The organism is Caulobacter sp. CCUG 60055 (genome assembly GCF_022750545.1).
In the GTDB taxonomy this organism is placed as follows: Bacteria; Pseudomonadota; Alphaproteobacteria; order Caulobacterales; family Caulobacteraceae; genus PUIC01.
Genome location: NZ_PUIC01000013.1, coordinates 84,193 through 96,598, shown reverse-complemented (window position 1 = coordinate 96,598; position 12,406 = coordinate 84,193). Strand labels below are relative to the sequence as shown.

General features: G+C 63.0%; 10 protein-coding genes and 1 pseudogene. 5 read left to right on the top strand and 6 right to left on the bottom strand.

The features are described 5' to 3' along the window. Positions 1-208, top strand: a pseudogene (locus tag C5708_RS16425) (IS21 family transposase); the annotation flags it as partial. A 32-nt stretch (positions 209-240) separates the two neighbouring features. On the opposite strand, the gene C5708_RS16420 reads toward C5708_RS16425, so the two are convergent. Genes C5708_RS16420 through C5708_RS16410 form a run of 3 tightly spaced genes read right to left on the bottom strand, consistent with a single transcriptional unit; the run spans position 241 to position 5,272 of the window. After that, positions 241-2,094, bottom strand: coding sequence for an ATP-dependent helicase (locus C5708_RS16420; protein WP_242922775.1), 1,854 nt, complete (start codon positions 2,092-2,094; stop codon positions 241-243). A 2-nt stretch (positions 2,095-2,096) separates the two neighbouring features. Then, positions 2,097-4,079, bottom strand: a complete 1,983-nt coding sequence (locus C5708_RS16415) for an AAA family ATPase (RefSeq protein ID WP_116968898.1) — start codon at positions 4,077-4,079, stop codon at positions 2,097-2,099. Positions 4,080-4,093: 14 nt separating this feature from the next. After that, on the bottom strand, positions 4,094-5,272 hold the full coding sequence (locus C5708_RS16410; protein ID WP_116968897.1) for a Fic family protein: 1,179 nt from the start codon (positions 5,270-5,272) through the stop codon (positions 4,094-4,096). 125 nt (positions 5,273-5,397) lie between these two features. Here C5708_RS16410 and C5708_RS16405 point away from each other — a divergent pair, with 125 nt between their 5' ends. The 4 genes from C5708_RS16405 to C5708_RS16390 all read left to right on the top strand — a co-directional run bounded on the left by C5708_RS16405 (position 5,398) and on the right by C5708_RS16390 (position 9,751). Then, entirely contained in the window at positions 5,398-6,003 is a 606-nt protein-coding gene (locus tag C5708_RS16405) for a hypothetical protein (protein WP_198669277.1), read from the top strand. A gap of 113 nt (positions 6,004-6,116) precedes the next feature. Next, positions 6,117-7,313: an ABC-three component system protein gene (locus tag C5708_RS16400; protein WP_137901410.1), complete on the top strand. Its 1,197-nt coding sequence runs from the start codon at positions 6,117-6,119 to the stop codon at positions 7,311-7,313. Positions 7,314-7,316: 3 nt separating this feature from the next. Beyond that, the gene (locus C5708_RS16395; RefSeq protein WP_137901409.1) at positions 7,317-7,817 is read left to right on the top strand and encodes a three component ABC system middle component; all 501 of its coding nucleotides are present in this window, start codon (positions 7,317-7,319) and stop codon (positions 7,815-7,817) included. Continuing rightward, complete coding sequence (locus C5708_RS16390; RefSeq protein ID WP_162006109.1) at positions 7,814-9,751, top strand: DUF3732 domain-containing protein; 1,938 nt, start codon at positions 7,814-7,816, stop codon at positions 9,749-9,751. The genes C5708_RS16395 and C5708_RS16390 overlap by 4 nt, the downstream gene beginning before the upstream one ends. Before the next feature lie 150 nt (positions 9,752-9,901). Here C5708_RS16390 and C5708_RS16385 read toward each other — a convergent pair whose 3' ends face one another. The 3 genes from C5708_RS16385 to radC all read right to left on the bottom strand — a co-directional run bounded on the left by C5708_RS16385 (position 9,902) and on the right by radC (position 12,314). After that, a complete protein-coding gene (locus tag C5708_RS16385) occupies positions 9,902-10,189 on the bottom strand; it encodes a hypothetical protein (RefSeq protein WP_232824134.1) in 288 nt (95 codons plus the stop codon). A 131-nt stretch (positions 10,190-10,320) separates the two neighbouring features. Then, complete coding sequence (locus tag C5708_RS16380) at positions 10,321-11,574, bottom strand: site-specific integrase (RefSeq protein WP_116968893.1); 1,254 nt, start codon at positions 11,572-11,574, stop codon at positions 10,321-10,323. A gap of 131 nt (positions 11,575-11,705) precedes the next feature. Further along, entirely contained in the window at positions 11,706-12,314 is a 609-nt protein-coding gene (radC, locus tag C5708_RS16375; RefSeq protein WP_242922774.1) for a DNA repair protein RadC, read from the bottom strand. Positions 12,315-12,406 lie beyond the last annotated feature (92 nt).

Genomic DNA, 12,406 nt, shown 5'->3' with positions numbered 1-12,406 from the left:
CCGCGCGCGCAGCGATCGCCATCCGGAACAACGTGACCGGACGGTCTGGGAGGTCTTCGAGGCGGAGAGGCCGTTTCTGGCGCCGTTTGCCGGCCCCTTCGACGGCTTCCACCAGGTCGAGGCGGTGGCCCAGGCGACCTGCCTGATCAACTTCGATCGTAACCGCTACTCCGTGGCGGCCCGGGCCGCGCGCCGGGCGGTTCAGATCGGCTACGCGCTGCGCTGCGCAAGGGCTCCGCGCTACGCCGCCGGGCGACTGCCAACGCCAGCGCCAGGGGGGTCAATCTTGGACGCCGATCGGGGGTCAATTTTGCAAGCCGTTTGACAGGCGGTCGCCTCCATTTGGTCGCCAGCAAAACTCCACCAGGCGCCGTCATCAAGCCCGACAAAGATGACGCTATGGTATTCGAGCCCCTTGCTCTTGTGGATCGTCATGAGCGGAATGGCATGCAGGCCTTCGTAGGTGTCGAGGGTCTCCGTCCAATCTGCGGCGTCGGCCGATGACCCGTGCAGATGCACTGCGGTGGCCTCAACGACCTTCTCAAACCACCCGCCCTGCGCATAGGCGGGATGAACGGCGATCAGCCGTTCACGGCCGACGAAGCAAAGGACGTCATCAACGATGGTCCGCGCATCGGCTTTGGACGCTGGCGGTTCGGGATGGTCGGCGCTGAGCTGGGTCGCTTGGGCGTCGAGCTCGCGGGCGAATATTGCCTGGGCGGCTTCGTCCTCGGGAGAAATCCCGCGCAAAGCCCCCAGCGCCTCCTGGCATTCGGTCCAATGCCGACCTGCGCGTTTCGTCATGGCAAGACGTAGAACCTTGACCAACAGCTCTGATGCTTCTTCCGCGAGAAGCTCTTGCAACATGACGGCGCCGACGGTTCCGGCCTCGTTGCGAAGCGGGATTCCCGCGGCTCGAAAGGCTGGCTCGAGTACGGCCGCATAGTCGACCGCCTTCTGGCGCACGAGCAGGACGAAGTCGCGAGGGCCGAGCGCATGGGCCTTCACTTCGCCGGCGACGAACCGGGCCAGCCGCTGTGCTTCGATCTCGGGACTCGAGAAGTCCCAGATTGCGCAGCTTTCGCCTGCAATCGTGGTTGCCGTCTTCGAAACGGGCTCTACCGCACGAGCGTCTAGCGCTTGCGCGAGGACATGCTGGATGCGCACGAGCTCGGGCGACGACCGATAGTTGTTGTAGAGCGGCGTGCGCTTGCCGCCGAAATCGGCGTCGAACGCGGAGAATGGATCGTCCATCGCCATCGCCCAACGCATGATCTGCTGCTTATTGTCTCCCACTGCAGTGATCACTGCATCGGTTCCGAGGAAGATCGTTCGCACGAGATCGTATTGGATCTGGGTGGTGTCCTGGAACTCGTCCATGAACAGGTGCGAGTAGGTCAAACGGAGGGCGTCGCGCGCCATCGGATTGACGCGCAGGAGCAGTTCGGCGAGCCGTCCGATCATCGGGAACGACAGAAAGGTCTTCTTTCCCTCGTGCAGCGACGATTGCCAGAATCGATCCGCCGCCCACTGGCCGACTGTCGGGTCAGGCCAGCCCAGAACGGGAAGCGGTGAGCCTACGAGCAGCGAGCGCTCGAATGTCTTGATGGAGATCGCCTGGAGGTCAGCGTAGCTGCCTATGGCTTTCGGAGGCGTACCGACATCCTGGAACAGAAATCCCCGAAAGGCCGTATCGTTTGGGAACATGAGTTCATAGTCGGGTCGCGGTCGCCATCGCTCGGGCAGCGCTTGGCCGAACCGGTCGACCAGGCTTTTGGCGAACGCGTCGAAGGTCATCGAATCGAGACGGCCGGCGTGGCTGCGATGGCAGCGCTGGCGGACGCGGGCGGCGAGATTGGTCGCGGCGTCACGCTTGAAGCTGATCGCGAGAATGCGCCGCGGCGGCGGCGCGATGCCGGTCTGCAGAAGATAGGCGGCGCGCTGTGCGAGGAGCTCGGTCTTCCCCGCACCGGGGCCGGCGATGACCGAGCGGTTGTCGGTGGAGCGGACCACCTTGATCGCGTTCGCTTCGAGGGCGTCGACACCGATCGGCTTCCAATCGTCGGGTCGAACCCGTCGCGCAAGCACCGCCATGGTCAGTCTCGCCGCAGGCATTTGGCGATATGGTTGAGAAGTTCCGAAAGCAACGGCGGCATGTCCTCACGCAAGGCCTTGGTCTTGATGTGGGTGAGCGCCGCGAGATGTGTCGCCGGCTTGCTGTTCGTGATGAAGTGGTAGCGATAGGCGGGCAGCAGATCCGGGTAGTCCTTGTAAGGTCCGGTGTAGAGGGCGAGCCCTGGTCCAGCTGTGCCCAGGACGACTTCGGCTGCCTTATCGACGGCCATCTTGGGTCCGCCCCCCTTGGGTATAACTGCTTCATAGGCGTCGGGAAAAGCCGCGATCATCGCCAGGTCGAGGTCGAGCGGCGCGGAGAAGTAGACGGCGTGAGGCTTCAGGCAGTCGACCCATCCCTTGAGCAGCTTGCGGTCATCGGCATCCTGCCACGTGTGCATCTTGGCGAAATCGGCGTCCGATAACATGCCGCCTTCGATCTTGAGCAGGTTAGCCTTCGGCACGCCGAATTCGATAAGTTTCTCGATCGCGGTCTTCACCCGGCCGAAGCCGCCGCCGCTACGGCCGAGGTCGAGATCGAGCAGAGTCGCGTGTGGAATGCCAAGGTGCGTCAGCAACCGCCAGAAATGCTGCACATGGCGCCCGCCCAGCGGCACGATCGCGACGAAGGCAGGATCGATCAGGAGGTCGAGCGCTTCGGCGAGACGCGGGAGGACGATCCGCTCCGAGTCCCCTTCGACGAGAAGGACGAAGCGTGCGAAGTAGAGTTCCGGGTAGGCGAGCATGGCGCCACGGACGAACTTGGCCGCCTCGTCTATGCCCGTCGGCATCTTGATCTTCTTGACGGACGAGACGCGCGTCTTCGGGTCGCTGCGGCAGTAGCGAACCTCGCGCGGGTTGACCCGGCTCAGAACCGCCGGGGAATGGCTGGTGACGATCGCCTGGGCGCCCCCGCCGTCGGTGAGCGACCGGACCTGACGAATGATCCGGGCAAGGAAGTACGGCGACAGGTGGTTTTCCGGCTCCTCCAGCGCGAACAGCGTGAGTGCGGGGATACGCAGCTGGTCGTCAAGAAAGCCTTCGACCTTGCCCGCGACGACCTGGCGCTCAAGGTCGAAAACGGCCGCGGCCAGCGCGAAGTAGAAGAGCGATTGTTGGCCGTCGCTCAGCGCGTCCAGGCCGCGTTCTTGGCCGTCGGGGCCTTGGTCGAAGATGACCGCGATTTTGCTGACGATTTCTTCAAACCTACGACTAACGAGGCTGAGCCGAGGCTTGGTGTCGACGACATCGTCATGGAGGTCCGACCAGCGTGTCTGTAGGGCCTTTGCGATCGCCGCGATTGCTGCCTCGCCCTCAAACGCGGTGGCCAGATCTTCGCTCGCGCCCTTTACGGCGTCCTCGGTGTCCGATGACCATTCAATGGCGCGCAGCAGGCGCGCGGCGAGCGCTCCGGTCGTGGCGCGGATCTGAGCGGCGGCATCGCGACTGGCCGGGGTGTAGTAGAGTTGGATGAGGCCGCGATCGGCCGCAGAGACGGGGTGGCGCTTGTCGTCCGGGGGATTGTCGTCGAGCGTATCGACCCAGAACAGCTCCTGCGACACCTCGCCCTCGACGGTTCCGTCGTCCTCCCAACGCGCTTCGAGCCGCAAGCGACAGACCGGTGCTTTGTCTGCACGCTCGAGCTGCATGTGCCGAAATGACGGTGCGATGGTTTCGGGCGTGGCGGTGCCGTCGGCCAGCTCGGGCAGTCCGATCAACACGTCAATGAACAGGTCCTTCGGCTCACGGTCATCGATGTCCTCGTCAGCTCCGACATGAAAATCCGACCGCTGCACGGTGCGTTGTGCGCGCGAGACGCCGAACAGCTTCGACAAGGCGTGGAGGAGCGCGGTCTTGCCGGCCGCGTTCGGACCAACGACGGCGGTGATCTCCGAGGCAATCGGCACCGTGATCGGGTCGGGGCCGAAGCAGCGGAAGCCGGACAGGGTGACGCTTTCTAGACGCACAATTTTCTCTCGGGTTAGGCTGCGGGCAGGGGATCGGTGCCCTCGCTGAGGATTGCGAGATAGCGGCGATAGCCGAAGACGCGACCGCGCCGCCGGCCGGTCACCTCCTCGACGATGCCGAGGCGTTCAAGATCGGCAAGCGCGGCGTTGACGGTGGGCGCGGACAGGCCCGTTCGCTCGACCAGCAGGTTTGCGGTGAGATAGGGGTTCTGCTGAAGGAGATCGTGGATGCGCAGCGCGGAGCCAGGGCGTTCGCTCTCGCCGGTGATGCGTTCGCGGTCGTGCTTGAACAGTTCGACGATCCGGGTCGCGGCGTCGAAGGCTTGGTTTGCCGTATCCGCAACGCCGGTCAGGAAGAAGTCCAGCCAAGCCTCCCAAGCCCCGTGTTCGCGCACCTCCTGAAGCAGCCTATAATAGTCGGCGCGATGGGTCTTCAGATAGAGGCTCAGGTAGAGCAGCGGCTTTCGCAGCACGCCGTGAACGCAAAGGTAAAGCGTCACCAGCAGACGCCCGATACGGCCATTGCCGTCCAGGAAGGGATGGATCGTCTCGAACTGGACGTGCAGGAGGCCCGCCTTGATCAGCGCCGGCAGTCGAGACTCGTCCTCGTGCATGAAGCGTTCAAGGGCGTCGAGGCAGCCATCCAACTCCGTCGTTGGAGGCGGGACGAAAAGCGCGTTGCCTGGTCGGCTGCCGCCGATCCAGTTCTGCGAGCGCCGGAATTCGCCCGGGCTCTTGGTGCCGCCCCGCCCGCTTTGCAGAAGCCGTGCGTGCATTTCGCGGATCAGGCGGAGCGACAGCGGCAAGTCCTCAAGCCGCTCCAGGCCATACATCATTGCGTCGACGTAGTTCGAGACTTCGCGGATGTCGTCGATCGGCTGCCCGGCCTGCGCCTCGGTCTCGAAGCGCAGGAGGTCGGTAAGGGTGGATTGGGTTCCCTCGATCTGGGACGAGAGGACGGCCTCCTTCCTCACATACATGTAGAGGAAGAGCTCCTGGCGCGGCAAAAGCATGGTTATGCCGTCGAGGCGGCCCAGCGCGCGTTCAGCTAGGCTCAAACGGTCCAGCAGCGTGAGCACGTCGATCGGCGGCGCCGGGGGGAGCGGCGGCGGCACGAAGGCACGCACCGTCTCGCCGGCGACGGGGGTTTCGACAAAGCGGCCCAGCCGCTGATTGGGTTCGGGATCAACCATGTGCGCCGATTATGGCAACCCACCCTTATTTAAGCAATGCCCACTTGGCTTAAATAGGAAATGGGCTAAGGTAAGTCAGCTTAAATAACGAGGCCTGATGAGAAGTGGGAGGCTACAGCCAGCGCGTGCGCGACAGCATTCTGCCCCTTTCGGTGGCCGACACGCTGCCTGCCGCCTTCGCCGAGTGGTCCTTCACCGAAAACACGGTCGACCACGAGACACCGATCGAGACATGCGAACTGTGCGGCCAGCAGGACCTCAGATATCACTTCGAGATCGCCAACCCATATACCGAGGCAGCGCTCTGGGTCGGCTCACATTGCATACTTCAATTCGACGTCGCCGTCATGGAGAATGGCCGGCGCCTTTCGCCCGAGGAGGCAAAGCGCCATCTGGCCAAACTTACCCAGCGGATGCAACTGGAGTCCTGCATCCGTGCGCTGGAACAGCTCGCCACGAAGGAGGTCAACCCGGTGCTGTCGGGCGCGCTCGACTACTACCGGCGCAACAAGAAGCTCACGCCCAAATATGCCGCCGTGGTGTTCTGGAAGCTTCGGACGTTTCGGATCGACCACCACCCCTCCTTCTTTCAGGTCGAGCTTCGCCGCGCCCAGCACATCGAGGACCTGCGACAGATGCCGACACGCCGGGTTCATCGCTTCTGGAGCGCGCTGAGCGCGGGACAGCGCCGGAAGGCGGTGGAACTCGGACATACTCCCCCAGATGAATGATGGGGGACAGGACTGGGCATTCTGTATTGCACGAGCGGTCACTTACATTGAAGGTGATCGCTGTAATTACCGAACCGAAGGAATCTTCATTTGAGTAGGGGCCAGAGCCAGGGATGAAGCCAGCCAGCACGCACGAAGCCAGCGCTTCGGCGACTGGCTACCTTTTTCAATGCCGCTACGCCTTGCTCGCCGGTCTTCAGGCTATCGCCAAGTCGCCCCAACTGGAGATTTCGATCGAGAAGTTCGACGATGTGGGGTTCGAGGTCAACGGTGAGCCGACACAGCTTATCCAGACCAAGCACCATGTGGGCAAGCTGGGCAACCTGACGGATGCCAGCGTCGATCTGTGGAAAACGTTGCTCATCTGGACCAAGCGCGTGACGGAAGACGTCGAGGCGCCCTTCAGGATCAAGTTCGTCCTGTTGACGACAGGGTTCGCGCCAGATGGGTCAGCGGCGGCGCTCTTGCGCATGCGCGAACGGGATGAGTCGGCCGCTGATCAGCTGCTCCTGAAGACCGCTGCTTCATCCAAGAACAAGGAGAACGCTGCAGCCTATCAAGCCTACTCGGCGCTGCCGGAAGATTTGCGTCAAAGCATGCTGAAGGCGATCCTCGTTCTCGACGGCTCGCCCAACATCGTCGACGTCGGGGATGAGATCGCGCGCGAGCTCGTTCACGCCGCGCCGCGCGATCAGGTCGACCATCTGGTAGAGCGCCTTGAAGGATGGTGGTTCGGCGTGGTGATCAAGGCCCTCTCCGGAGCAGGCCCTTCGGCCATCCCCGTGCTCGCCATTGACCAGCGGGTCGATGAACTTCGGGAGGAGTTCAGGCGAGACGCCCTGCCGGTCGATTATGCGTCCACCTATCCGTCACCGACGGTCGTCGCCGAACTCGACAAGCGTCCTTTCGTGAAACAGTTGCGAAGGATCGAGGTCGGCCCGCGGCGCGTGGAGTTCGCGATTCGAGACTATTACCGAGCGTCCGAGCAGCGATCGCGCTGGGCGCGCGAAGAGCTTCTCGTAGGTGGCGAACTCGAGAACTATGAGCGGCAGCTCGTGGAAGCGTGGGAGCCGCGCCACGCCGCCTTGGTCGACGAACTCGGCCCGGGTTGCCCGCCCACCGAGAAGGTCGCCGCCGGGCAGCTGCTTTACAAATGGGTGGAGAACGAGGCCCAGTTTACATTGAGAAGCGTTCGGGACCGGTTCCTGACCCACGGCAGCTATCACATACTGTCGAATCGATACGCAGTCGGGTGGCATCCTGAATATCAGAGCGACCAGGATGACCCTTCCGATGACGGGGTGGGCTAATCCATGCAGCCCTGGTCGAACCGCGTCACCGAAGAAGCTTATCTGTTCAATCCGGCTTTCTGCGCCACTTTGCTGGCGAAGACGACTGAAGACTATACGAAGAAGGCGGGGCGGCCGTTCCCGTTTGCTCTCACCTTCCTTATTCTCCCGATCGTTCTGCACCAGGGCACGCGGCGAGCGTTGCCGAGCTCGACAGTGACCTCGCTTTTGCCTTGGATTCAGGACAACCGTGAGCAACTTGTCGACTTCGCGAACAGGGTGACGCGCCTGAGCGCGATCACCCGCGAAGCCGTTGTGTTCGGTGCTCAGCACCAGATCTTGGCGCTGGCGGACAGCGGCGACCTGAGCGTTGGGGCGAAGCGTCAAACCGCGACCGAGAAGCGGACCGCGCTGTTCACCGCAGAAGCCCGCGAGTGCGTCGACCGGGCAGGTTTCTTGGGACGATGGTTTGCCGCCGCGGGCACAACCGCAACAATCTACGCCGCGTGGGGGGTGACACCGTGAGTCTGCAAATTGCCAAGCTCATTCTCTACAGTCGCCGGGGTGAAGTTCGCGAGGTCGTGTTCAGACCCGGCGAGCTAAATATACTGACCGGCGGCTCAAAAACCGGCAAGTCAGCGATAATCGACATCATCGATTACTGTACGGGCCGCAGCGAATGCAACGTCGCGGATGGCGTGATCCGCAAGTATGTCGGCTGGTATGCTTTGCTGTTTCAAATTGGCGACGGACAGATCTTCATCGCCCGTCGCAACCCCGATGTCGGCGATCGAACGAACGGCGATATCTACATGGACCGAGGGTCGAGCATCGAGACACCGTCGGAGTCCGCCCTGTTCAAAAACACGACGGTGGGCGCAGTAGAGAAGTTCCTCGGCGCCGCGATCGGCATCAGCGAGAACGAACATCGACCTCCGACCCCAACCCGCGACCCGCTGGAGGCAAACTTCCGGCACGCGCTGTTGCTCTCCTTCCAAGACCAGAACGACATCGACAGCAAACAGCGCCTGTTCCACCGGCAAGGCGAGGACTTCGTCAGTCAGGCCATCAAAGATACGTTGCCCTATTTCCTTGGGGCCGTGGATGAAGACCGCCTATTCAAGCAATCCCAGCTCGATCAGGCCAAACGCGAACTACGTCAGCTAGAACGCCAGCTCCGCGACGCGGACGCCCTTGATAGCAGCACGTACCCGCGTGCGCGCGCCCTTGTCGACGAAGCCAAACAGGTGGGACTTATCGACGAGCGGACTGTCGCGCTCACCTACGAGGCGGTCCTTGCGGTTCTTCAGCGCGTGGTGCGTGACACCGGCGTGCGCGACAATTTTATGGTGGGTGACGGCGAGGACGTGCTGGCTGGCCTACGCGCTGAACGCCAGGGTCTTCGAACCGAACTCGAGAGGGTCAACGCCGAGATTCGATCGACCCGGACGTTTACGTCGGAGACGAGTGGCTACGAACGTGAAGCAAAAGAGCAGCGAGCTCGCTTGAGCTCCGTCGGCCTGATCAAACATGGCGATCACGATTCCGCTCATTGCCCGCTGTGCGAAAGCCAGCTTCCCGTGCCGGCGCCGACCGTGGTGCAGATGCAGCGCTCGCTTCAGGAGCTCAGCGATCAACTCGAGGCGGTTGAGGCTGAGAACCCGCGGCTTCAGCTCAGATTGGCGTCGCTCAATCGCGAAGAGGCCGACATCGAGCAGCGTCTGCGGGAAAACCAGCAGCAGATTGCGGCGCGAATGAGGGAGAACGAGATCCTCCGCGTTCAACAGGACAGCTTCATTCTACAGGCGCGAACAACCGGAAAGATCACTCAGTATGTCGAGACCGCCAGCACCGCCGACACCAGCTCAGGGCTGAAATCGGCCATCGCGGCAAGCCGGATTCGGGTTGCGGCGCTGGAGCGGGAGCTCGACGCCGAAGCGATGAAGGAAAAGCTTGATGCCTTCTTGAACATTATCGGCCGCTACATGACCCAGTATTCTGACGATCTGGAACTGGAGCACCGAGGTAGCCAGCTAAGGCTCGACATCAGGGCCCTGACGGTCGTCGCTGATACTCTTGACGGTCCGGTCCCTTTGTTCCGGATGGGAAGCGGCGAGAATTGGGTCGGCTACCACGTCCTGGCACACCTGGCTCTCCATAAATGGTTTCGTCAAAAGAAGCGTCCCGTGCCGGGGTTCATCATTTTCGACCAGCCATCTCAAGCTCACTATCCACCGGACCGCGATGCGGAAGGTTCAATCGACGGGCTTTCCGACGAGGACCAGACCGCCGTGCTGCAGCTCTTCAAGCTGGCGGCCGATGCAGCGGCCGAACTCGCGCCGGAGCTGCAGATCATCATCATGGATCACGCAGACCTAAAGCCGGAGTGGTTCGCAACGGCGGTGATCGAGCGATGGAGGAAGGGCGAGAAGCTCATTCCCGCGAGCTGGTTACAGTGAGTTTGCGGGATCAGCCCGCGCGGGGTCGGCGATGGCCGGCATGTTGCTTCGGCACCGAGGCAGTATCTCATCGTCTGTGCGAAGCGGGTCCACAGGAGCTTGGACGCTCGAGCGACAGCGGGTGAGCCTAGGGAGCTACAGGTTCTCGGGCTAGCGGCCGCCCTGAGGCGCGCCGATCTGCCGCAACAATGTTCCGATCGATCGTCCGCTGATCTGGCAGACGGCGATGACGCGGTCATAGACCTGCACGCGGCCATTGCGGCCACGCACCGCGGTGCAGAAGGCCCCGCGGCCGAGAGCGACATCTTCCAGTGCTGCCTTGGCACGCGCTCCGATTGGGGCGTGAAGCTCGGGCGCATCGAAATCCGCCAGGCGGACCTCGATCCAAGTCGTCGGATCTGGGGAATCGCCGACGCACAGGCCGTCGCCGTCACCCACGTAACGGACCTGGCCCGAAAAGGAGTGACCGGCGCGAGTGGGGACCGGTGCTGTGCACGGATCCGCAGCTGCCGGGGTCGCAGCCGCCCCAGCGGCCAAGACGCACGCCACGATCATAAGTACGCGCGAGATCACGCCGCCTGCTTCGCTGGCCGGCGGACGGGCTTCTTGGCCAGCATGGTGCGGGCGAACTTGTCCCAGCGCGCCATGCCAGCTCGCTTCTCTGGCATGTAGTTCCAGCGGTCGTAGCTCTTGGAGCTAACGTCCTGCAGCGCATGGTTCTGAATGCGATCGCGGATTTCCTTCGGCACGCCAGCCTTGCCTGACAGCGTCTTCCACGTTCGCCGCAAGTCGCGATTGGTCACGACCGGGATGACGCCGCGGTCGCGCTGGCGCCACATAAAGGCATAGAGCGTCCCATGGCTGACGGGCTTCGATGGATCCTTCGCCGAGGGGAAGAACCACCCATGTTCGTTCGGCTTAATGGAATCGAGAAGCTCCGCCGCCAAGGACGGAACAGGGACCGCATGAGGCTTGCTGTTCTTGGTTTTTGACCAGTCGAGAATTCGTTCGCGGGAATCCCACTGATCCTTGTGAAGGCGCGCGATTTCCTCGACCCGCTGGCCCGTGAGCATCAGGATCTGAACGGCCCGCAGATAGGGCGGGTGCACCGGCACGTCGGGGCATTCGAGCCATCGCCAGAGCTGGACAAACTCATCTTCGTCCAGCCACCGGGACCCGACGACCTTAGGCTCAGTCGGGATACCTGCCGCCGGATTGTAGACCAGTCGAAATCGGCGCGGCGACGTGTTTCGATAGTCGTGCTCCGATTTCATTCCCCAGCTGTAAGCTGCGCGGATGTAGCAGCGGACGTGGTCCGCCATGGCAGGGGCCCCACGCTCAAAGATCGGGCGGAGCACCTCCGTCACCTCGTCCGGCTCGATCTCCCGGGCAAGGCGGTTGCGCCCAAGAGTGTCGGCTACCTTGTTCAGTCCTTTCTCCGTTTCCTTCCAGGACGGCTTACCTGCTTCTTTGAGCGAGGCGACGTAGGCTTCGAAAAGGTCGGCGACGGTTCCGGGCCGAGCATCGGTGACGATCTTGATGCTCCGACCCTTCTGGATCGCGTCCGCGAAGTCGCGCTTGAAAACCTCTCGGGCTGCGGCGAGCGACATCGATGGATAGTCGCCGAGTTTCGCCTTGATCCGCTTACCGTCGCGCCATTGCTGGGCCATCCATTCCGCCAGCACCCGCTTAGGCATCGGCCGCACGACGAGGACCAGGCGGCCCACGCCGCGTCCCTCGCCGTCGGCCAGGGACTTCTGCTTTCCGGTCAGTTCGACGTCCTTGATGCTGCGCCGGATCGCGCCATCGGTGAGGCTGCCCATGCTACGTCTCCCGAAAACTGAGGGCGGTAGTCAGTCGGTTATTGGGGTCGGAATGTGCTCCGATCCCCCAATTACCGCCCTCAGTTTGCCCCAGTCACCGGAAGCTTTTCAAGCCCAAAAATCGTGGTGTTTCAATGTGCTTGGGCGTGATCGAGCGTGATCGATGTGGGTCTAGTAGGATGGTTATGGACCATGATGATGGCGCAGGACGACAGCTCCAGCGCCCGGCGCATCACTTCGCGCGGATAGACCGGGGCGTGGTCGACGGTGCCGTGGTTCATCACCTCGTCGGCGATCAGCTGGTTCTTCTTGTCGAGGAACAGCACGCGGAACTGTTCGCGCGGCTCGTTGGCCAGGGCGACCCGGACATAGCCGAGCAGGGCGCTCCACGACGAGATCACCGTGCGCTTCTCGAAATCCTGCCGGCCGACGCGCAAGGTCGCCTCGTGCAGCAGCTTCAGGTCGAGCGCGACGGTCTCGCCCACCCCGCGCACGGTGCGCAACTCCTCGACCGAGGCGGCGAATACGCCGGACAGGCCGCCGAACCGGGCCAGCAACGCCTTGGCCAGCGGCTTGACGTCGCGCATGGGGATCGAGCGGAAGAGATAGAGCTCGAGCAGCTCGTAGTCCGGCAGGGCGCCCAGGCCCCCCGCCAGGGCGCGCTGGCGCAGGCGGTCGCGGTGGCCGTGCTGGTGGGGCCTGGCCGGCTTTTCCGCCAGGCCTTCAGATGCGTCGTCCACCCGTCCCCCGATTGCAATCCGCGCCGACGCCCACCATGACGCGTGAAGCGGCCACGAGGAAGGGGCGGCGTTCGTCTCGCCCAGCGAACGTC